Below are 20,586 nucleotides of genomic sequence, written 5' to 3' on the forward strand. Positions count from 1 at the left end.
CACGCATTCGGGTTGAACGCAGCCCTGGTGTGCGAGCCGGAAAATGGCCGAGGCTGACGATGGCCCGCTTCGCTGCGGGCCATCCCAGCCCTTTTGTCGAGTGTGATGGATCTCTCTTGAAGCAGGCCAGGCTTGCCAGCGGGCTTACTGCCCGCCCATTTCCTTCTTGAATGTGTCGAAATCGACCTGCATGCCGTTGAAGATCGTGCTCCAGTGGCGGGTCAGCGCCGCCATCGCCACGGCCTCCTGGATCTCCTCGTCGGTTGCGCCGGCTCGCTTGGCGTCCTGCGTGTCCGACCAGATGCAGTAGGTGCAAGGGATCTGTGCCGCCACGGCCAGGGAGATCAGCGACTTGACCTTGGGCGGTAGTGCCGTCTTGTCGCTGAGTTCGATGGCCTTGACCTCGGCCCAGGCACCGGGCAGACCGGTTTTGGGAAACTGTTTCACAAAGCTCGGTACACCGCCCATGGTCGACTGTATGTCCTTGAGGGTGGCGTCATAGTCGTCGGCCCGGGCCAGCCCGGTGCCGAGCGACAGCACGCAGGCGGCGGCGAACAGGAAAGCACGATGGGACGAAGACTGTATGGATTTGACGATGCGATGGTACGACATGGTTTCTCCTCTGGCCTTTGCTAGCCTTACGATGTAAGGTGATCGTGAAAATGAACCTTACACTGTAAGCTGTCAAGCCTGCGCTAATGGATCAATCAATCAAGAAAAAGAGAGCACGCGGGCGTCTGTCCCGCGAAATGATCGAGGACGCGGCTTTCGAGGTGATCGAGAGGGAGGGGCTTTCCGGCTTTTCGATGCGCAAGCTCGCCGCTGCGCTCGGCTGCGAGGCGATGAGCATCTACCATCACTTTCCCTCAGTGGCGCATCTGCACGAAGCGCTGGTCGACCGGCTGATCGGTGCGCTCGAAATCCCCGACGCCAGCCTTCCCTGGCGGCAAAGAATGCGCATCGCCATTGAGGATTTTCGCCGCATCGGCCGCGACCATCCCGCCTATTCCAGTTTCATCGTTACCTATCGGATGAACTCGCCGACTTGCCTTGCCTGGTTGAACGGCATTATCGGCTTGTTCAAGGACGGCGGCTTCGGCACTGAACTCAGCGCGCGGCTGTTCCGCACCGTCGGATACTATCTGATGGGCGCGGTGCTGGACGAGAATGCGGGCTATTCCAGAGGCCCGTCCGCGGTGAACACGGTCAGCGACGAGCAATTGGCCAGGGACTATCCAAATGTCATGGCAGCCGGGCGCTTTTTTGGTGCCGCCGAATTCGACAAGACATTCGAACTCGGCCTCGACATGGTGCTGGACGAAATGGAGCGCCTGCGCGACGGTGCGAATGCAAGCCAGCCGTCCGGCAAGGTTTGATTGCAAGGTGACCGCCTGAATGCGCTTTCTGTTTGTCCTGATCCTGTTGGCCGGCACCGGCATCGGTCTCATCTACCCCTGGGCGATGACGAATTTTTCCGGTCGCGAAATCGGCACCTGGCGGGTCTATGAGCAAGGCCGGTTCAGGCCGTTGACCGTATCGCTCAAAGGTCGAGATGCGCCGGTGCGGGTGCTGGTGGACCTGACGGCAAGGGCCGAACGCATCGTTTCGCAGCAGCGCACGGTGTTGACGCTGACCGCGGCCACCAATGGCCGCACGGTGCTTGCCTCGACGCTGCAGTTCAACCACGTGGACAATCCGCGCCAGGCCAGCCCGCAACTGCCCGACAAGATCTTTCGCGACGAAGCTGGCCTGATTGCCACTGTCAACCCTGGCGCCTACGTCTTCACCGTCGGCCCGGGCGACGCCGACGACATACCGATGCGAGCGGTCGACCTTGTCTTGCGCTCCGGCGTCGGGGAAATCGACGGCCGCTCGCGGCCGATAGGCTTCTCGCTGATGGCGATCGGCTTGATCGGCTTCCTGCTGTCCTTGCGTTCCGGTGGCGGACGACCGGAAAATCCGAACTCGCAGCCGCCGCCACGCTGGGGCAGGGGTCCCACGTGAACTACCGCCACGCCTACCACGCCGGCAATTTTGCCGATGTCGTCAAGCATGTCGTGCTGACGCGCCTGCTCGAATATCTGAAGCAGAAGGACAAGGCGTTTCGTGTCGTTGACACCCATGCCGGCATTGGCCGCTACGACCTGTCGTCACTCGAAGCGCAAAAGACCGGTGAGTGGCAGGGCGGCATCGGCAGGCTGATCGATACCTCGTTCGACGCGAAGGCGGCGGCGCTGCTGGCGCCCTATCTGGCGGCGGTGCGCTCACTCAATCCAGAGGGCGGCGTGAAGAAATATCCAGGCTCGCCGTTGCTCGCGCGCAATCTCCTGCGCAAGCAGGACCGGTTGTCGGCGATCGAACTGCACCCTAAAGACGCCGCGAAGCTGAAGACGGAGTTCGCCGGCGATTTCCAGACAAGGGTGATGGAACTTGACGGCTGGCTTGCACTCGGAGCGCACCTGCCGCCGAAGGAAAAGCGCGGCCTGGTGCTCATCGATCCGCCCTTCGAGGAAGAGGGTGAGTTCGGCCGCCTCGTCGACGGGCTGGTGAAGGCGCACAAGCGCTGGCCCAGCGGCATCTACGCGCTCTGGTATCCGATCAAGGACCGTAGGGCGGTGATCGCCTTCAGGAAAGCGCTGAAGCAATCCGGCATCCCGAAAATCCTCGACATAGAATTCGAGATCAGGCCGGCCTCGTCGGAACCCAGTCTCGATGGCACCGGCATGGTGGTGGTCAATCCGCCCTTCACGCTGGAAGGTGAGTTGAGAACCGTATTGCCGGCGTTGCACAGATTGCTTGCGCTGGCAAAACCGGCGCACTGGTCGATGGAATGGCTGGCCGGCGAGCAGGTCCCGCCGCCGGGATAGCCGCCTTCGACCGCCGCGCTCGTTACGACCGCACGATCCGCCTTCTGGGGAACTTCGCCGCCGCCAGTGCATTGCTGCTTGCAGCAACTGTCCGGCACCGGTTTCTGGAAACCATTGTTTCGGCAACCGCTTGACCGCCGTCAAGCGAATCCGCACAGTGCGTGCAATCGACCTTGAGAGGCTGCCATGACTCGCTTCGCCAAATCCGCACTTGCTGCCCTGATTTCGCTCTGCACGCCGCTTGCCGCGCCTCTCGGGATCACCCAGGCGGTCAAGGCGGCTGACCTCGCCGTCTATACTGAAGACGATGGCAGCGTCTGCGGCGAATCATGGGTGCTGAGCAAGATCACGGATCGGTTCTCTTATCAGGTGCATCACGTGCCGCATCTGCCCGACGTCGCTATCACCGATTTTCGCGACATTCGCCAGCACCGCTACGAGCAAGCGAGCGAGGAATGGCCGATCGGCCGTCACTATTGCCGGGCAACCGTCAGCCTGTCGGATGGCCGGGATCGGTCGATCTTCTATCTGATCGAGGAAGGCCAGGGCTTTGCCTCGATCGGCGACAATGTCGAGTTCTGCGTCTCGGGCTTCGATCGATGGATGGTCTATAACGGCCGTTGCCGCGTCTTGCGCTGAACGCGTTTCTTCCTTTTCCGATCCTTTTTCGCGCCTGGCAACGGGGGCGATTATCGCCGCCTATGCGATGGTCGACGCGATTGGCGTTCGTGCGGCGGGCAATGTCGGCGCCTACACCGCCTGGGTCCTGCTGGCCTATGGCCTGTTGCTGCCGTCGACCTTCGTAGCTCTTCGCGGCAGGCTCGCCGTCGATGCTCGGGCACTGGAAACGGAAGGCGCTGGGCGGCGGCCTGTTCGCGCTTTTGGCCTATGGCGTCGTGGTGGCGGCCTTCGCACTCGGTCCTGCCGGTCCGATCACCGCGATCCGCGAGACCAGCGTCGTCTTCGCGGCCTTCATCGGTCGGCTGTTTCTCGGCGAGACGCTGACGCCCCGGCGGGTCGGCGCCTGCGCCGTCGTCGCGCTCGGCGCCATTTGTCTCGGCTTTCAGCCGTGATGACGACGCTCACGCTCGCCGACAAACGCTGCGATGCCGCTGCCATCGACAATTGTCGAGACGATCCTGATTATTCTGATGCCGGCAACGGCCGGTTCGGCTAGGCCGAAACCCGAGAGCAACAAGTCACTTTCGGGAGCCTCCATGGACCTTGCCACCATCAGGCTCTGGACCGCCGCGCCGGTGGTGCCGGAGCTGAAACCTGTCTCGGGCGGGGGGCTGCTGTCGATCTTCGCCACGGGTGTCGCACTCAATCTCGGCAATCCGAAAACGCCGTTGTTCTATGTGGCGCTGCTGCCGAACGTCGTCGGAACCTCGCTCGCATCAGCGCATCTCGGCATCCTGATCGCGGTGATCCTGGCTGTCGAAATTGTGGTGATCGGCGGGCACGTCGTTCTCGCCGGCCGCGCTCGTAGTCTGCTGCGAACACCCAGGATCGTGCGACGGGTGAACCGCGCGGCAGGCGGGGTGATGATCGGCGCCGGCGTCGCGGTCGTCGCCACGTGCCGATGTTCGCTTCGTCGCTGGGCTATTTCCTGCGTTGTGCCTCGGCCTGATCGATGATCTTGCGAAGAAAGGCGATGTGACCGCGAAAGGCCCGCCGTCCTGCCGTCGTGGCGCTGACCCGTGTCTGCGGCCGACGCCCGACAAAAAGTTTTTCAATGTCGACATAGCCAGCTCTGGCCAGTGTGTCGAGATGTGCCCCGAGATTGCCGTCGGTGGCTTCGATCATGGCTTTCAACTGGGTGAACTCCAAGGCCTCGCGCCTTTCCAGCGTGTTCAGGACGGCCATGATCCTGAGACGCGTACTCTGGTGGATAATGTCGTCGGCGCTCATCAATGGCTCCAATGCGGCAAAGCCTTGGCCTGTCGCCGTGTGACTCGGCAATCCCTGCCAGCGGGTGTCACTTGCCTTTGTATGACCGAAATCGAAGGCGCGATCGGACTCCGTGACAGAATACTCTGTCATACAGAGTATTCTGTCAATCAGAAAGCTGCTGCTCGAAACATGCTTGACAAGGTGATCTTCAGATCGGGCGTCGCATCGCGCTCGTGATCCGCACGGACCGCTCTCTTGCAAAAGATGATCGCCTCGATGAAACGGCAAGTCATGATCTTCACGACCAAAGATCGTGCGTGAAGTTGCTCGCTAATCTTCGGAGCTTGATGGCGAGCTCGCATCGCGAATGCCGATGTCGAATTGCTGGCGATGTCGGAAGATCAACCGCGGATTTTTCCGGTGATGAGTGTGATTGTGTGGCGATCGCAACCAAAATTTAAGGTGAGAAAATCATACCATTGCTTCGCTGGCTAGCGAGACGCGAGTCAGATATGCATTGCGCGCCGGGGTCATTCACGGCCATCGGCATAACGTGAAGGGGCATGACATGGCTAAGCAGTCATCTAAAGCGCCGGCATCCAAGACACCGGCAAAGAAAGCACCCGCAAAAGCAGTCGCGGCGAAGGCCGCTACGGCAGTGAAGAAAGCAGCGCCTGCGAAGGCGGCGGCAAAGCCCGCAGCGAAAGCAGCACCGGCCAAGAAGCCGGCGCCCGCCAAGGCTGCTGCGAAGCCGGCAGTGAAGAAGGCAGCGCCCGCCAAGGCAGCGGCAAAGCCGGCAGCGAAGGCGGCACCGGCGAAGAAGCCAGCGGCCAAGGCGGCGGCAAAGCCCGCGGCGAAAGCGGCTGCAAAGCCCGCGGCGAAGGCGGCGGCAAAGCCCGCAGCCAAGAAGGCAGCACCCGCCAAGGCTGCGGCGAAGCCCGCCGCGAAGGCCGCGGCAAGGCCAGCCATGAAAGCAGCAGCAGCCGCAACCAAGCCGGCGGTGAAGAAAGCCGCCGCCCCGAAGGCAAAGGCAGCGCCTGCGAAAGCGAAGGCTCCGGCCAAGAAGTAGACGGAGCGTTGGGGCGTCACGTGTCCTTCGGGACACGGCAAGGACGCTCTGACGTTCTGTGTCGGAGCATATTCGGCAGCGGGTTCAGCCTTCGGGGCTGAGCGTCGGTAACGGGCCGAGGGGCAAGCAAAGCGAGGCGCCGGTTGGCTGCCTCGCTCGCCCCACTCTTTCGCTCCTGCCGTGGTTGGCGAAGGTCACGGCACGGCTTCTGGCGCCTCTGAAGTATGGGCGCCTGTGAAGTGTGAATGCAGGTTCGAATTCCAGCGGCTTGCCGTCGTGCCTGCTGATGCTTTCCAGGCTGCTGCTTTCAGGCTTGTGGTGATGCCAGGACGGAGACCGCGGCCGGTTTCTGGCTGCTGTTTTTTTGCACTCTGGCAATTGATCGCAACAGCCCCGCGGTCGACACTGGATGTCCGCAAACAGGAAACCGATCATGCCGAAGCTGCTCTACGCGTCCACCTCTCCCTACAGCTCCAAGGTAAGGATGGCCGCGGCCTATGCCGGGATCGCCATCGATGAGGTGCCGGTCAAGACCGAGGACAGGCCGGCCGAACTGATCGGCGCCAATCCGCTCGGCAAGATCCCGGTGCTGGTGCTCGACGATGGCCGTTCTGTTCACGACAGCCGAGCCATCACCCAGCACCTCAACCGGATTTCGAAGAACGCGTTGTTTCCACGCAATCCCGACAAGCGTCTGGAAGCGGAAGTGCTGGAGGCGCTGGCCGACGGTATCTGCGATTGCGCGCTGTCGATGGTCTATGAGCGCCGCACCCGGCCCGACGAAATGGTTTATCAACCCTGGCTTGACCGCCAGTGGGCGAAGATCACCGCCGCACTCGATTTGCTCAATGCCAATCCGCCAAAACTGCCGAAGAAGATCACGGCCGGTCAGATGGCGTTGCGTGCCTGCCTTGGCTATCTCTCTTTGCGCTTCGCCGGGAAATGGGAAAAGGGCCGCGGCCGGTTGACTCGCTGGGCCGCACGCTTCGACGAAAAATTCCCGGAGCTGAAGTCGGCGGTTCCCGCCTAAAAACGACCCGCAATAAAAAAGCCGGGCGCGAGGCCCGGCTTTTTCGTGTCGTGGCTTGGACGGACTTAGAACTTCATACCGAGGCCGAAGGTGACGCGGTTGTCCGTCGCCTTGACCTTGCCGATACCGTCGAAGCTCTTCGAGCCGAAGTCGGTGTAGCGATACTCGACGCGGCCGAACACGTTGTCGGTCAGCTTGATGTCGGTGCCGACGCCGGCGGTCCAGCCGATCATCGTAGCGGTGTCGCTGGCGAGGAGGTCGGAGTCTTCCACTTTCAGGCTTCTGCCGGCGAGACCGCCGGTGCCGTAGAGCAGGATTTCCGGGGTCACGGCATAGCCCAGACGGGCACGCAGCGAACCTTCGAAGCCACCCTTGGAGTGGATACCATTGTCGTCACCCTTGACGCCGTTGTAGCCGAGTTCGGCTTCACCGCCGTACACGAAGTTCTCCTGCTGCCATTGGTAGCCGCCGAAGACACTGCCGTCGAAACCCTTGGTGTCGGTCGAGAACCCAAGATCCTTTTCCTTGGTCTTGCCGCTGAAGCCGTAGCCGAGGTTGATACCGGCATAAGGGCCGGCCCACGAAGCGACCGGAAGTTCGGCAACCGGAGCGGGTGCCGGCGGCTCTTCCTGAACGACGTCCGCTGCATAAGCGGTACCACCGAGGGCGAAGAGCCCGATTGCGACAGCCAGCGGCCGTGCGAATTTGAGATTGGCTTGCATTGTTCTTTACTCCTTAAGCCACAGGACACAGGCTTGTTTCTCACGATCGCCATCAACCCGTCCGGGGGGTGAAACGGGTCTGGCGTTCGTCGGTTCCAAATGTCGTGTCAAAATGCGGCTGAACCGAACCTGAACTTGGGTCATTCCCCGGCACGAATGAGGCAGAACCTTGACGTTGCATCTTCGCAACAGCGAAATGTCAGCAGCCAGTTTATGCTGCGCTGCACACCGCTTGGTGCAAGGAGTCCAGCGTCCTATATTGCTGTCCGGCGGTTCCGAGTCCAAGAGGGCTCGGCATGCCGAACGGGCACTTCGCCACAATGCTGCCCCAGGTGCGAACACCATTTAACGCATGCCGGGCCATATTTCGCCGGCGTCGCGTTTTCGGGCCGAAATTGAGGATTGACAACAGATGAGCAAAGCCACTGCCGTGGCGCTGGTGACCGGTGGAGCGAAACGGATCGGCAAGGCGATCGTCGAGGACCTCGCCAGCCATGGTTTTGCGGTCGCCATCCACTCCAACCGCTCGCACGATGAGGCGGATGCGGTGGCCGAGGGGATTAACCGGTCGGGCGGCCGCGCCGCCGTGGTTGCGGCTGATCTGACCGACATGGACGCCGTCAGCGAGCTCGTCGGCCAGGCGGAAGCCGCGCTGGGCCCGATCTCGCTGCTGGTCAACAATGCTTCGCTCTTCGTCGACGATTCAGTGGAAGATTTCGACTGGCACGCCTGGGACCGCCACTTCGCCATTCATGTGAAGACGCCGGCGCTGTTGGCGCAGACCTTCGCCCGTTCCTTGCCGGAGGGGCGGGAGGGGCTGATCGTCAACATCATCGACCAGCGCGTCTGGCGGCCGACGCCGCGCTATTTTTCCTATGCGTTGTCGAAATCGGCATTGTGGACCCAGACGCAGATGTTGGCACAGGCGCTCGGGCCCCGCATCCGCGTCAATGCGATCGGGCCGGGCCCGACGCTGAAGAACGCGCGCCAGGACGATGCGGATTTTGACGCGCAGGTCGCCGGCCTGATTCTGAAGCGCGGCCCGGAATTGCCGGAATTCGGCGCCACCATCCGCTATCTGTGGGAGACGCGCTCGGTCACCGGCCAGATGATCGCGCTCGATGGCGGCCAGCATCTTGCATGGCAGACGCCCGATGTGACAGGCATGGCGGAATAGCAGTCGAAATCCTTGTTGGGGTCTAATTTGATCGGCTAAAAGCACAACCGGGCTGTCCCGACGATTGTGGCTTCTGGAAAAAGTCTCTGACGATGGCGCTCCCCGGGGCTGTTCGGCAGCACTCCCGACCTGCAGCGCTGAGCGGCTCCGGCATGCCGCCAATGTCGGCACTTGCCCAAGCACGGTGCCGCGTAATATGCGGTTGGACGGAAGGGGTCACAGGTGTCCCCACGCCCGACTGCCCCTGAACCGGACGCGTCAACATCCGGCTCTCAGGCGTCATACGCTGGTTCCGGCTTCAAAAGTCCAGTCAGCCAGCAGCAGCCAATGGCCGAGATGGGTGGAACGTTGCTGGGCCGGCGCTCAATGCTTGAGGCACTTGCGCGCCATTGCCATTGCTTTGTAAGTCCCCTTCAGATCGACGACAAAGGCTCCCTTGGTCTCAGGAAACACGATCATTTTATATCTCTTCGCCACGTCACGCTTGAATTTCGGGTCGTCGGTCAAGATGTAGCCGCCAGAATATCCGCCCTTGAGTATTCCGTTCGTGGTGGTGGCCACTCCCTTGTAGAGATGGCCGTCGATAGAAACGAAGATATCCGACTGCTTCCCGTTCTGGAGGCCGATATCCACCGTCGTGAACACGCCGAGATACCCGACCTCCCGATTCGCGGTAACCCCCATTTGAACCGAACTTGGGCCGTCCGAGTGGACGAGCAAGCAATCGCCGCGGGTTTGATTGGTGTAAACTGTCCAGCCTTGGACGTCTCCATATTTGACCAGGACATCGCTGGCCTTTGGGAGGGGATTCTCTGTCTGGGCATAGGCAGCCATCGCAGACGAAAGAGCTACCGACGTGACCGCGATGAGCGTCATGAACTTTCGCATAACATTTCCCTCGTGAGTAAGTTGAAGTATCTATCACTTGGGCATCGTAGTCGGCTGCCCCATGCCTGGATAGTTGGACCTAGGGGAGGAGCGCTGGCCAACCGCTCGGTTCGTCCGAGGTGGTTGAACTCGGTCATTAATTTGCGGTATCGGGTCAATGCTGCTGTCGCCGGGAGAGGCAACCAACGGTCGTTCCAAGGACTGTCCCGCCACTCCAGCATTGACACCACGGTGAAATATGCCCAGGTCACGCATGACGATCTGGCGGCGGTGTCCCGGAAGGGAGGCTGTGATAAACCCGTGAAGGAAAGCCCAGGAATTAGTCCCGGAGAAACCGGTGCGGTCGCTGTAAAGATTTGAAACGGCGAGTAGTTCGGGCGTGTCCTATTGGGCGCCGGATGTGACAGGCATGAAGGAATGAGTCCCTTAGACCACAAGAGCAAGCCGCGTGGCGGCGCCGATGATTTGCCTCCTGAAATCGACCTCGAGGATGAGGCGATCGAGGAGATCGTCGAACCGGTCGGCCCGGATGTGGCGTTCACGGCAATCGACTGGACGCCGCATGCCGGCGATGCCGAAGGCATGGTGGGTGCCGAGGTGATCCAGACGCTGGTCAAGCGGCTGCCCAATGCGCCCGGCGTCTACCGGATGATGAACGCCGCCGGCGACGTGCTTTATGTCGGCAAGGCGCGCAGCCTGAAGAAGCGTGTCACCAACTACGCGCAAGGCAGATTCCACACCAACCGCATCGGCCGCATGGTGCGCGAGACGTCGACGATGGAGTTCGTCGTCACCCGCACCGAGATCGAGGCGCTGCTGCTCGAAGCCAATCTCATCAAGCGTTTGCGGCCGCGATTCAATGTGCTGATGCGGGATGACAAGTCGTTTCCGTATATCCTTTTGACCGGCGACCATGTCTCGCCCGGCATCTACAAGCATCGCGGCGCGCGGTCGCGCAAGGGCGACTATTTCGGCCCCTTTGCCTCGGCCGGTGCCGTTGGCCGCACCATCAATTCCCTGCAGCGCGCCTTTCTGCTCAGAAGCTGCACCAATTCCTTCTATGAGAACCGCACGCGGCCATGCCTGCTCTACCAGATCAAGCGCTGCGCCGGTCCGTGCACCGGCGAAATCTCGCATGAGGGTTATGCCGAGCTTGTCGACGAAGCGAAGGATTTTTTGTCCGGCCGCAGCCAGAAGGTGAAGACCGAGATTTCGGCTGCCATGCAGCAGGCTTCGCAAGACCTCGATTTCGAGCGAGCCGCCATCTATCGCGACCGGCTGGCGGCCTTGTCGCACGTGCAGAGCCATCAGGGCATCAACCCGGCGACCGTCGACGAGGCCGATGTGTTCGCCATCCACCAGGAAGGCGGCCAGGTCTGCATCCAGGTGTTCTTCTTCCGCACCGGCCAGAACTGGGGCAACCGCGCCTATTTCCCAAAGGCCGATCCGGCGCTGGAGGGATCGGAAGTGCTGGGCTCGTTCCTGGCGCAGTTCTATGACGACAAGCCGACACCGCGTGCCATCCTCTTGTCGCAGACCGTCGAGGACCAGGAACTGCTGGCCGAGGCGCTCTCGACCCGCGCCGGCCGCAAGGTGACGATCTCGGTGCCGCAGCGCGGCGAGAAAAAGGACCTGACCGACAACGCCTTGCAGAATGCGCGTGAGGCGCTTGGCCGCCGGCTGGCCGAGACCTCGACGCAAGCGCGGCTGCTTGCCGGTTTCGCCGAGACCTTCGGCCTGTCAAAGCCGCCGGTGCGCATCGAGGTCTACGACAACTCGCACATCATGGGCACCAACGCCGTCGGCGCCATGGTCGTCGCGGGGCCGGAAGGCTTTGTGAAGAACCAGTACCGGAAATTCAACATACGCTCGACGGAGATCACGCCGGGCGACGATTTCGGTATGATGCGCGAAGTGATGGAGCGGCGATTTTCGCGACTGCTCAAGGAGCATGGCGATGTTGTCCTTGCCGACGATGCGGCAGGGGGCGAGGCAGCGGCAGTCGAGGCGGGCGACGATATCGAAGACGATATCTCCGGAAGCTTCCCTGCCTGGCCCGACGTCATCCTGATCGACGGTGGCCAGGGCCAGATGACGGCGGTGCGCAAGATCCTTTCCGATCTCGGCATCGAGGACCGCGTCGTCGCCATCGGCATCGCCAAGGGGCAGGACCGCGATGCAGGCCGCGAGCGCTTCTTCGTCAAGGGCAGAGACTCGTTTTCGCTGCCCGTGCGCGATCCCGTGCTCTATTTCGTCCAGCGCCTGCGCGACGAGGTCCACCGTTTCGCCATCGGTTCGCACCGGGCCCGCCGCAAGAAGGAAATGGTCAAGAGCCCGCTCGACGAAATCGTCGGCATCGGTCCCGGCCGCAAGCGCGCGCTTCTCTTGCATTTCGGCACCGCCAAGGCGGTCAGCCGGGCCGCGGTGGAGGATCTGAGGAAGGTCGACGGCATCTCCGAACAGGTGGCGAAACTGGTCTACAATCACTTCCACGAGAGTTGAAAAAATCGCCACTTTCATCTGGCCAGTCGAATCTGGCCTGTTGACCCCCTACATCCGCTTCTGATTTGAGTACGCAGGCAGAAAGAGTCCACCAGACATGGCCCAGCGCGCGTTTAACCTGCCTAACATGTTGACCTACGCCCGCATCATCGCGGTGCCGCTGGTCGTGCTGTGCTTTTTTCTGGAGGGCCATCTGAAATCGAGCGACTTCGCTCGCTGGTCGGCGCTGGTCATTTTCCTGCTGGCGTCCGTCACCGATTATTTCGACGGCTATTTTGCGCGTGCCTGGCAGCAGACCTCCAACATCGGCAAGATGCTCGATCCGATCGCCGACAAGCTGCTGGTCGCCACGTGCCTCTTGCTGCTTGCGGCTGACACCGACCGTCACGCCGGGATCGCCGGCTGGTCGCTGTGGGCGGCGATCATCATCCTGTGTCGCGAAATCCTGGTCTCGGGCCTGCGCGAATATCTGGCGGCACTCAAGGTCTCGGTGCCAGTGACGCAGCTTGCCAAGTGGAAGACCACCATCCAGATGGTCGCCATCGCCTTCCTCCTGGCGGGACCGGCCGGTGACAAGATCTTTCCGCTGACCACGCAGACCGGCCTGGTGCTGCTGTGGATCGCGGCCCTCGTGACGCTCTACACCGGCTACGACTATTTCCGCGCCGGCCTCAAGCACATCATGGACGAGTGAGATGACGACCCGTCTCATCTATTTCGCCTGGGTTCGCGAACGTATCGGCACATCGGAAGAAGATGTCGAACTGCCCGCCGGCATCGAGACGGTCGCCGACCTCTTGCGCTGGCTGCAATCGCGCGGCGAAGGTTACCAACACGCGCTGCAATATCCCGATGTGATCCGCGTCGCCATCAACCAGGAACATGTCGACCATCGCGAGAAGATATCGGGTGCACGCGAGATCGCGCTGTTCCCGCCGATGACCGGAGGCTGACATCATGTCGGCCGTCCTGGTGCCGACCGTGCGCATCCAGCGCCAGGATTTCGACGTTGCCGCCGAGATCGCCGGGCTGACGCAAGGCCGCGCCGACATTGGCGCGGTGGTCACCTTCTCCGGCCTGTGCCGCGATGAGCAGGGCGCGCTCTCGGCACTCGAACTCGAGCACTATCCCGGCATGGCTGAAGCCGAGATCGGGCGTATCGCTGCCGAAGCCACCGAGCGCTGGCCGCTGCAAGGCCTCACCGTCATACATCGCCATGGCAAGATCGCGCCGGGGGACAACATCGTCCTGGTGGTGGCCGCTTCGGCGCACCGCCAGGCGGCATTCGAGGCGGCGGACTTCCTCATGGACTACCTCAAGTCGCGTGCCCCCTTCTGGAAGAAGGAACATCGCACCGACGGCTCCGAGGGGGGCTGGGTCGAGGCTAAGGAAACCGACGCCCAGGCAGCCCGGCGCTGGAAGCGACCGCCGTCCGAATAATACCGTGCAGGCGTCACGGAACCACCGCAATCCTTCTGCCAACTGGTGACGTGACTGATTGGGCAAGGGAGACGGTCATGCTGGAGAGGATCGCCGAATTCTTCGTCTTCGGCTTGGTGCCGTTGGTCGTCGGTATCCTGGCGGTTCCGGAGCTGTCCGTTGCCGCGGAAAAGGCGGTGAGGGGCGAGGTGATCTATCGCGAGCGCATCGCCTTGCCGCCCAGCGCCGTGCTCTCCGTCGAGCTCGCCGACGTCTCGTTGGCCGACGCGCCGGCCAAGATCATCGGGCAACAGAAGATCAAGCCCGCCGGCCAGGTGCCGATCAGCTTCGAGATAAAATTCGCCCCCTCCGTCATCCGGCCGCAAATGACCTACGCGCTGCAGGCCCGGATCACCGTGGACGGAAGGCTGATGTTCATCTCCGATGTGCGCCATCAGTTCGATCCGCTGACCGACGCGCCGCAGACCATCATGCTGAAGATGGTTACGCCCAGCAAGGAAACGGCGGCTTCCATCTTTGATCAGCTCTGGGTGGTCGATTATGTCGATGGCATTGGCGCCATCACCGCGCCGCAGGCGACCTTCAGGGTCAGCGAGGCCGGCAAGGCCGGTGGCAGCGGTCCCTGCAACATCTATTTTGCCACGGCGAAGGTCGAGGGCCAGGCGATCGCGATCGGGGATATCGGTTCGACTTACAAAGCTTGCGCGCCCGATGTGATGGCCGAGGAAAAAGCCCTGTTCGATGCGTTGGCCAAGGCGGCATCATACAAGGTCGATGCCGGCAAGCTCACCATCTCAGACAAGGACGGGCGCGAAATCCTGCGCTTCAGCGCCGCGAGCTGATTGCACTCCAGAAAAAAGGCCGGCTGAACGCCGGCCTTCCAGATCGGATTTGATGCCGTCGGCTCAGCCGACGATTTCGGTGTCCGAGAACCAGTACTTGATTTCCTGCGCGGCGGTTTCCGGCGCGTCGGAGCCGTGCACCGAGTTCTCGCCGATCGACAGCGCATGCACCTTGCGGATGGTACCTTCGGCGGCGTTGGCCGGGTTGGTGGCGCCCATCACGTCGCGGTTCCTGGTAATGGCGCTCTCGCCTTCAAGGACCTGCACGATGGTCGGGCCCGAGGACATGGATTCCACCAGCTCGCCGAAGAACGGCCGCTCCTTGTGGACGGCGTAGAAGCCTTCCGCCTCGCGGCGGCTCATCCAAACGCGGCGCGAGGCGATGACGCGCAGACCGGCGTCTTCGAGCATCTTGGTGATGGCGCCGGTGAGGTTGCGCCGCGTTGCGTCGGGCTTGATCATGGAGAAGGTGCGTTCGAGCGCCATGGGTCGTCCTTGTCTGAATTTGAATTGAGAGTGGCGGGCTCTATACAAGCCGCCCGGCTTATTGCCAAGAGGGTGAGGAGCGGGTCCGCGCAGCGAGCGGAAAGCCAATTGCCTGGCTTTCCCAGCGACGAACGCCCGGAGCGACAGCGAGCGTCGAACGGCCAGGCTTCCGTGGCTGGTCGCTGCGGGCAGGCGGGATCAGACGGCTGTAAAGCAACGGTTTGCTTGCTATAGTCGCCCGGTCGGCGCCGCGCTGAAGTCGGCCCGCATGGAGACAATATGACCATGACAGACGATCGTCAGGAGCGCATTCGCAACCGCGCCCACCAGATCTGGCAGGAAGAAGGGCAACCGGCCGGTCACCACGAACGCCATTGGCAACAGGCGGCCGCCGACATCGATCGGGAGGACGCGGGGTCGGCGGAGAAGAAGCCAGCCAGGAAGGCATCTGGCGCCGGCAAGGCAAAAGCCGCTCCCAAGGAAAAGGCCGCCGCGAAAGCCAGCAAGCCAAAGAAGGCGGCCAAGTAAGGCCAGCTGTTCCGCCGCTGATCTTCGCGACAGTTGACGGCGCTCAAACTGCCTTTCTGCCAGGGCGGGCGCTTGTGGCCGTCACGCCGCCGCCGCAACCTTCCGTCCCAGCCCGCCATGCAGGTCGAGGCAGCGGGTGAACCATTGCGCCACCACGTCGCTGTCGTCGAGCAATTTGTACGGCGTGGCGATGCGTGCCCATTGCAGCGCGCCGAAGACGATATAGTCGGCAAACAGCGGCGAGGCGCCGCCGATGAATGGCTGGTAGCTCAACATGGAGCGCAGCGGCTCCAGCGCTGCCCGGAAGGTTGCCAGGCCGGCGTCGCGTGCGGCGGCGACGTCCTCCAGCCGCTTGCCGAAGCGCTGCTCCCGGCTCTGGCGGAAATACGAGGCGTTCTCTTCGTCTTGCATGGCATGAAGGTCAACGAGCGCCGCGGTGGTAACATAAGGATGGATGGTCAATTGCGACCAGCGTTCGATGAAGCGCGCCATCGCCTTGCCGCCTTCGCCGCCAAACAGCGTCGGGCGATCCGGATAGGTCTCATCGAGATAGAGCGCGATGGCGAAGGAATCGATGACGACCTTGTCGCCATCGCGGATGACCGGAACGGTTTTTGAGACACCGCCTTCAATGGCCGGCACTTCGAGAAAACGCGTCGGCGCGGTCGAGATATCAAGTCCCTTGTGGGCCAGCGCCATCGTTGCCTTCCAGCAATGCGGACTGAACGGGCGGCTCTCGTCATGTCCGACCAGGTCGTAAAGCAGAATGGTCATTGGCGTCGGCCCCTTCGCGGTCTAGGTATCGCCCCGAAACCCGAAACGGGCGCGGCGGGAGAAAAGATGAAACAGCACTTCATGATGTTTGCGGCCTACAATCAATGGGCCAATGGCCGCATCTATGATGCCGCCGACGATCTGAACGATGAGGAATTCAATCGCGACGTCGGCGCTTTCTTCGGTTCACTGATGGGCACGCTCAACCACCTGCTCGCCGCCGATCGCATCTGGATGAAGCGCTTCACCGGCGAAGGCATCGCGCCGACGACATTGGACGCCATATTGCACCGGGCCTTGCCCGTCTTGAGGACCGCGCGCGAGGCGGAGGACCGGCGGATGATCGACTGGCTCGGCGGCCTGGACGACAAAGCGCTGTCGGGTCGCTTCACCTATATGACCGTTTCGGATATGCGCACCGTCTCGCAGCGCCTGGCGCCCGCGCTGGCTCATGTCTTCAACCACCAGACCCATCACCGCGGCCAGGCGCATATGATCCTGACGGTTCTGGGCCGCCCCTCCGTGCCGCTCGATCTGGCGCATTTCCAGCGCACCGAGGAGGGAAGGGCTTTCGCTTAATCCATAGGGCTTCAATTCGAATTGGACGACGGATGATCGCGCATTTTTTGCCCTGGGCGCGACAAATGAGGACCAATGCGAATTTCAGACAGCCTCTGAAGCCAAGTCCGCAATTTCGTTGTCCAACTGGCGTTGCGTCATGGCCGCTTCCGCCATCACCCATTGCTTGAACAGCAGCATCTTGCGTGCGGCAAGGCCCTTGTGCGGCGAGACAAAGTACCAACCGGCCGTGTTCGGATGATGTACGGCAAAGGGAGCGACCAGCCTCTCGGCGCGGATATCGCTGGCCATATAGGCGCGGTTGGCAACGGCAAAACCCATTCCGGCGTTGGCCGCCTCGTAGGACATCATGCACGAGTCGAAATAGATGCTCTTGGTCTCGCTGAGCACAAAACTGGCACCAGCGAAACCAAGCCAGGATTGCCAGTTCTGCGTGCAGGTGTCGGAATGCAGCAGCGTGAAGTGCTTAAGGTCGTCCGGTGTCACCTTTGACACCGGCTTGTCGCCGAGAACCTCGTGGAACAATTTGCGGCTGCACACCGGTGTCAGGTCTTCCTGAAACAGCAGGTCGGATGGCAGCCCGTTGAAGTGGCCGTCGCCATAGCGGATTTCGAGATCGAATTCGGAAGTCGTGAACTCATGCGTCGCGTATGAGGTCGAAACCCGCATCACGATATCGGGATGTTGCTGCTGGAACAGCGGCAGGCGCGGAAACAGCCAGCGCGCGGCAAATGTCGGCAGCACCGATATCTTCAGCACATGTTCCTGTGATTGCCCGGTCGCTTCCATGCTGGCGGCGACAATCCGCTCCAGCGCCTCACGAACGCGCGAGACATAGGTTTCGCCCTCCGGTGTCAGCGACACCGCATTGCCGCCGCGCTGGAAAATCTTGAAGCGCAACTGGTCCTCCAGGCTCTTGACGCGCTGGCTGACCGCCGAAGCGGTGATGAACTGCTCTTCGCCGGCACGCGTGAAATTCCCGTGCCTCGCAGCACTCTCCACGATTTTCAGCGAATTGAGGTTGACCTGACTGAGCAGACGCACGGCTTTCGACCTTAAGCTGGGCTTAGGGTAGCACTAGCATTCCTAATTTTACAGGGGGGGCTAATTTAATCGACTGTTAACCAAGTGTTTGCCCCCCACTTGGAGAAGTACAATGAACGCACATACCGTACCCGAACTGCGCTATGCGATGAGCCGCGAGGCCATTATCGGCCACGAAACCGCCTGGAAAGTGTCGAGCTTCGGCGTTGCGCAGTATCGGCATGGCTATGATCCGGCTCTGCTTGCCGCGATCGAGGAGGCCGCCCTGAAGCTCAAGGCCAGCCATGCCGTGCACAAGCACCTCGATCTGACCTTCATCACAGGCGCGGACCGTTTCATTCCCGAAATCAAGGAGTTGCTGAACGACAAGTTGCGCCTGGAACGGCTGTCCGACATGATGGGCACGAAGCTGGAGCCCTATCCGCTGTCGATCGTCGGTTCGACAGTCACCTTCATGAATCCCAGGGATGGCGCCGTCGAATGGCATTGCGACGGCGTTCCGGTCACTGAGCTCATTCCGCTGTCGATCAGCGATCCGCTGGTCGGCGGCCATCTCGAAATCTATTGCGACGATTCCGAGACCGGCCGCGCCATCCTCGAATCCGGCCGCGAGATTCCGCGCAACCGCATCATGCGCATCGATCACAAGATGAACTATGCGACGCTCGGGCAGTTCCTCGGCGTCCTGCATCGCACGGCGCCGATCCAGTTCGGCGAGCGCGTCACGCTGGTGCTCAACCAGCGCTCCGTGGCCAAGCCCTATGTCGACGACAACAGGATGTTCTACCTTGCCGCCGACAACGATCACGACCGCGAGTGGGTCAACGAGCTGGCCGAAGATGTGTGGCAAAACCAGCTGCCGGCCTATCGCCGGTTCGAGGCCGAACATCCGACGCCGGCCCCCGCCGAAGCGCCGGTTCCGGGTGGAGCCAGGGAGTCATGGTAGCGACCCATGATCCCAAAAAGTGGAGACCGGTTTTCGGACGGGATCATGGTCGAACGCAGAGATAGGGGCCTATGCCGATTCCTTCTGCATGGATCGGGCTCGATATCCGCGCTGGTCTTCGCTGCCGGGGCGGTGGCGTTGTGGTCGACAAATGCGCTGGTCGGCAAGTCCCTGCTGGCCAGTCACCCGGTGTCGCAGGTGCAGTTCCTGCAATTTGTGGGGGCCGCCCTGGTCTTCGCGGTCATCCGGTCGATGAGCCGCGAGAAAGCCGCGACGGCCACGGCAAGCACCGCGCTGGTGCCGCTCGCGGTCGGCTTTATCGGTCTGGTCGGCACCATGGTGCTGCAATATATCGCCTTTGCCTCGATGCCGGTGATCGAAGCCAATCTCGTGGCCTACACCTGGCCCTTGATGGTTGCCGCGGCAGTGATCGCCTTCGACAATCCCCGGCGTCCGGCCTTGCTGGGCATTGCCGCGGCCCTTGGCTTCGTCGGCGTCGCGCTGGTGATTTCGGGAGGGCGTGACCGCACCTGGTTCCAGGGTGATCTCGCCGGCTATTCGGCCGCATTCGGGTCCGCGCTGTGCATGGCTTTCTATTCGGTGATGGTGGGGCGGCTCGCCACGTCGCCGGACCGCCTGTTGCTGCCCTCCGCGCTGGTCGGCGTCGCCTTGACGCTTGTATGGTCGGCTCGCGAAGGCGTCGCCTGGCCCAGCGGGGTGGATCTGGCCCTCGGGCTTTATCTCGGCGCTGGCCCGATGGGGCTGGGTTATTACTTCTGGTCACGCGCCTTGAAGCTCGGAGGCAGCGGCAAGGTGGCTGTCGTCGCCTATCTCACGCCGATTGCTTCGACGCTGCTGTTGACGTTGTCCGGCGAACGGCTGACGACCACCGCCATTGCCGGAGCCATTCTCGTGATCGGCAGTTGTGTCGCGGTCGGTCTGGAGCGTTCGGAGGCGCAAGACTATGTTTGATGACAATGAACGTCTCGCCAGGCAGGAAGCGCATTGGCTGATCAAGGAATTTGGCGCCGAGGCACCGCTTTACGCCGCAATGAAGGCCGAAAAGGCGATTGAACAGAAGGATTTCGGGCGTTGTGCCCGCTGGAAGCGTATTCTTGAGATATTGGCCGACAGCCGCCCAACCAAGTCTGCCACCTCCAAGTATTAGATTTTCTAATTTGCACGACGTCGATTTCTCATAAAAGTAGTTGATGCCAAGTCTTGATTCGTTTTGGGATTTGGCGGCCCGTTGGGGGGCGCGGTTAAAGAGATACATCGACAAAAGTCTTTACTGGGGTAGATGACTTTGTCGCAGATAGGGTGAAAGAATTGTCAAATATCGAGGATAAGACCGTTATCGAGCTGACCGCCGATATTGTCTCGGCCTATGTAGGCAACAATCCGCTTCCGGCTTCCGGCCTGCCTGACCTGATTGCCAGCGTCAGCGCCTCGGTCCGAAAGCTGGCTGGTGCGGCCGTCGTGGAAAGCCCGAGCCTTGTTCCGGCCGTAAATCCGAAAAAGTCGGTGTTTCCCGACTACATCATCTGCCTGGAGGACGGAAAGAAGTTCAAGTCGCTCAAGCGACACCTCAGGACGGACTACGGTTTGAGCCCGGATGACTATCGGGCCAAATGGGGCTTGCCGCCGGACTATCCGATGGTCGCGCCGAATTACTCGGCGACCCGGTCGGCGCTGGCGAAATCGACGGGACTTGGCCGCAAGCCGGTCGCTGCGCCGGCGGTCGTGGCCAAGGCGACAAAGCGTGGCAAGGCCACTGCCTGAGGCCTTTCTGGCCGGTA

25 protein-coding genes and 2 pseudogenes are annotated in these 20,586 nt (G+C 61.7%); 20 read left to right on the forward strand and 7 right to left on the reverse strand.

All coding sequences use genetic code 11. The features are described 5' to 3' along the window. Window positions 1-144: 144 nt before the first annotated feature. Window positions 145-612, reverse strand: a complete 468-nt coding sequence (locus EN804_RS13060; RefSeq protein WP_127279835.1) for a carboxymuconolactone decarboxylase family protein — start codon at window positions 610-612, stop codon at window positions 145-147. 137 nt (window positions 613-749) lie between these two features. On the opposite strand from EN804_RS13060, the gene EN804_RS13065 reads away from it, so the two are divergent. The 6 genes and pseudogenes from EN804_RS13065 to EN804_RS13090 form a co-directional block, all read left to right on the forward strand. After that, the gene (locus tag EN804_RS13065; protein WP_246693424.1) at window positions 750-1,376 is read left to right on the forward strand and encodes a TetR/AcrR family transcriptional regulator; all 627 of its coding nucleotides are present in this window, start codon (window positions 750-752) and stop codon (window positions 1,374-1,376) included. A 19-nt stretch (window positions 1,377-1,395) separates the two neighbouring features. Further along, on the forward strand, window positions 1,396-2,004 hold the full coding sequence (locus tag EN804_RS13070) for a hypothetical protein (protein ID WP_135919662.1): 609 nt from the start codon (window positions 1,396-1,398) through the stop codon (window positions 2,002-2,004). Beyond that, window positions 2,001-2,867, forward strand: a complete 867-nt coding sequence (locus EN804_RS13075; protein WP_135915348.1) for a 23S rRNA (adenine(2030)-N(6))-methyltransferase RlmJ — start codon at window positions 2,001-2,003, stop codon at window positions 2,865-2,867. The genes EN804_RS13070 and EN804_RS13075 overlap by 4 nt, the downstream gene beginning before the upstream one ends. Window positions 2,868-3,053: 186 nt before the next feature. Further along, window positions 3,054-3,506 (forward strand): hypothetical protein, encoded by a 453-nt coding sequence (locus tag EN804_RS13080; protein WP_127871448.1) that lies wholly within the window; start codon window positions 3,054-3,056, stop codon window positions 3,504-3,506. 34 nt (window positions 3,507-3,540) lie between these two features. After that, a pseudogene (locus tag EN804_RS13085) lies at window positions 3,541-3,940 on the forward strand (EamA family transporter); the annotation flags it as partial. 159 nt (window positions 3,941-4,099) lie between these two features. Then, window positions 4,100-4,504: pseudogene (locus tag EN804_RS13090) on the forward strand (LysE family translocator); the annotation flags it as partial. Here EN804_RS13090 and EN804_RS13095 read toward each other — a convergent pair. Next, entirely contained in the window at window positions 4,470-4,778 is a 309-nt protein-coding gene (locus EN804_RS13095; protein ID WP_127280633.1) for a transcriptional regulator, read from the reverse strand. The pseudogene EN804_RS13090 and the gene EN804_RS13095 overlap by 35 nt on opposite strands. Window positions 4,779-5,418: 640 nt before the next feature. Between EN804_RS13095 and EN804_RS13100 the strand changes: the two genes are divergently transcribed. Next, window positions 5,419-5,829, forward strand: a complete 411-nt coding sequence (locus EN804_RS13100; protein WP_189343621.1) for a hypothetical protein — start codon at window positions 5,419-5,421, stop codon at window positions 5,827-5,829. 433 nt (window positions 5,830-6,262) lie between these two features. Further along, entirely contained in the window at window positions 6,263-6,859 is a 597-nt protein-coding gene (locus tag EN804_RS13105) for a glutathione S-transferase (protein WP_127871450.1), read from the forward strand. Between the two features lie 65 nt (window positions 6,860-6,924). On the opposite strand, the gene EN804_RS13110 is transcribed toward EN804_RS13105, so the two are convergent. Then, complete coding sequence (locus tag EN804_RS13110) at window positions 6,925-7,581, reverse strand: outer membrane protein (RefSeq protein WP_127280635.1); 657 nt, start codon at window positions 7,579-7,581, stop codon at window positions 6,925-6,927. 412 nt (window positions 7,582-7,993) lie between these two features. Here EN804_RS13110 and EN804_RS13115 point away from each other — a divergent pair, with 412 nt between their 5' ends. Continuing rightward, window positions 7,994-8,758 (forward strand): SDR family oxidoreductase, encoded by a 765-nt coding sequence (locus tag EN804_RS13115; RefSeq protein WP_135919665.1) that lies wholly within the window; start codon window positions 7,994-7,996, stop codon window positions 8,756-8,758. 363 nt (window positions 8,759-9,121) lie between these two features. Here the strand turns inward: EN804_RS13115 and EN804_RS13120 are convergent, their stop codons facing one another. After that, window positions 9,122-9,646 (reverse strand): hypothetical protein, encoded by a 525-nt coding sequence (locus EN804_RS13120; RefSeq protein WP_127280667.1) that lies wholly within the window; start codon window positions 9,644-9,646, stop codon window positions 9,122-9,124. Between the two features lie 417 nt (window positions 9,647-10,063). Between EN804_RS13120 and uvrC the strand changes: the two genes are divergently transcribed. The 5 genes from uvrC to EN804_RS13145 all read left to right on the forward strand — a co-directional run bounded on the left by uvrC (window position 10,064) and on the right by EN804_RS13145 (window position 14,430). After that, a complete protein-coding gene (gene uvrC / locus EN804_RS13125) occupies window positions 10,064-12,148 on the forward strand; it encodes an excinuclease ABC subunit UvrC (RefSeq protein ID WP_135919667.1) in 2,085 nt (694 codons plus the stop codon). Window positions 12,149-12,245: 97 nt separating this feature from the next. Continuing rightward, window positions 12,246-12,842, forward strand: coding sequence for a CDP-diacylglycerol--glycerol-3-phosphate 3-phosphatidyltransferase (pgsA, locus tag EN804_RS13130; protein ID WP_010915213.1), 597 nt, complete (start codon window positions 12,246-12,248; stop codon window positions 12,840-12,842). A 1-nt stretch (window position 12,843) separates the two neighbouring features. Beyond that, window positions 12,844-13,101 (forward strand): molybdopterin converting factor subunit 1, encoded by a 258-nt coding sequence (moaD, locus tag EN804_RS13135; protein ID WP_127281088.1) that lies wholly within the window; start codon window positions 12,844-12,846, stop codon window positions 13,099-13,101. Window positions 13,102-13,105: 4 nt separating this feature from the next. Beyond that, on the forward strand, window positions 13,106-13,588 hold the full coding sequence (locus EN804_RS13140; RefSeq protein ID WP_127281087.1) for a molybdenum cofactor biosynthesis protein MoaE: 483 nt from the start codon (window positions 13,106-13,108) through the stop codon (window positions 13,586-13,588). A 77-nt stretch (window positions 13,589-13,665) separates the two neighbouring features. Then, on the forward strand, window positions 13,666-14,430 hold the full coding sequence (locus EN804_RS13145; RefSeq protein ID WP_135919669.1) for a YbaY family lipoprotein: 765 nt from the start codon (window positions 13,666-13,668) through the stop codon (window positions 14,428-14,430). Between the two features lie 63 nt (window positions 14,431-14,493). Here the strand turns inward: EN804_RS13145 and ndk are convergent, their stop codons facing one another. Continuing rightward, entirely contained in the window at window positions 14,494-14,916 is a 423-nt protein-coding gene (ndk, locus tag EN804_RS13150) for a nucleoside-diphosphate kinase (protein ID WP_135919671.1), read from the reverse strand. 279 nt (window positions 14,917-15,195) lie between these two features. Here ndk and EN804_RS13155 point away from each other — a divergent pair, with 279 nt between their 5' ends. Beyond that, entirely contained in the window at window positions 15,196-15,444 is a 249-nt protein-coding gene (locus tag EN804_RS13155) for a DUF2934 domain-containing protein (RefSeq protein WP_135919673.1), read from the forward strand. Between the two features lie 81 nt (window positions 15,445-15,525). Here the strand turns inward: EN804_RS13155 and EN804_RS13160 are convergent, their stop codons facing one another. After that, window positions 15,526-16,218, reverse strand: a complete 693-nt coding sequence (locus tag EN804_RS13160) for a glutathione S-transferase family protein (RefSeq protein WP_135919675.1) — start codon at window positions 16,216-16,218, stop codon at window positions 15,526-15,528. A gap of 66 nt (window positions 16,219-16,284) precedes the next feature. Between EN804_RS13160 and EN804_RS13165 the strand changes: the two genes are divergently transcribed. Continuing rightward, window positions 16,285-16,797, forward strand: coding sequence for a DinB family protein (locus tag EN804_RS13165; protein ID WP_127279523.1), 513 nt, complete (start codon window positions 16,285-16,287; stop codon window positions 16,795-16,797). Window positions 16,798-16,881: 84 nt separating this feature from the next. Here the strand turns inward: EN804_RS13165 and EN804_RS13170 are convergent, their stop codons facing one another. Continuing rightward, window positions 16,882-17,841 carry a LysR substrate-binding domain-containing protein gene (locus EN804_RS13170; protein ID WP_135883298.1) on the reverse strand — a complete coding sequence of 320 codons (960 nt, stop codon included), beginning with the start codon at window positions 17,839-17,841 and terminating at the stop codon, window positions 16,882-16,884. A 112-nt stretch (window positions 17,842-17,953) separates the two neighbouring features. Between EN804_RS13170 and EN804_RS37230 the strand changes: the two genes are divergently transcribed. From EN804_RS37230 to EN804_RS13195, 4 genes are all read left to right on the forward strand, one after another. After that, window positions 17,954-18,787 (forward strand): hypothetical protein, encoded by an 834-nt coding sequence (locus EN804_RS37230; protein ID WP_167531202.1) that lies wholly within the window; start codon window positions 17,954-17,956, stop codon window positions 18,785-18,787. Window positions 18,788-18,832: 45 nt separating this feature from the next. Next, on the forward strand, window positions 18,833-19,759 hold the full coding sequence (locus EN804_RS13185) for a DMT family transporter (RefSeq protein WP_135919677.1): 927 nt from the start codon (window positions 18,833-18,835) through the stop codon (window positions 19,757-19,759). Then, window positions 19,752-19,955: a hypothetical protein gene (locus EN804_RS13190; RefSeq protein ID WP_127871457.1), complete on the forward strand. Its 204-nt coding sequence runs from the start codon at window positions 19,752-19,754 to the stop codon at window positions 19,953-19,955. Before EN804_RS13185 ends, EN804_RS13190 begins: the two co-directional genes overlap by 8 nt. A gap of 161 nt (window positions 19,956-20,116) precedes the next feature. Continuing rightward, complete coding sequence (locus EN804_RS13195) at window positions 20,117-20,569, forward strand: MucR family transcriptional regulator (RefSeq protein ID WP_127871458.1); 453 nt, start codon at window positions 20,117-20,119, stop codon at window positions 20,567-20,569. Window positions 20,570-20,586 lie beyond the last annotated feature (17 nt).

Origin of the sequence: Mesorhizobium sp. M8A.F.Ca.ET.161.01.1.1 (assembly GCF_004792105.1) — a bacterium.
GTDB lineage: Bacteria > Pseudomonadota > Alphaproteobacteria > Rhizobiales > Rhizobiaceae > Mesorhizobium.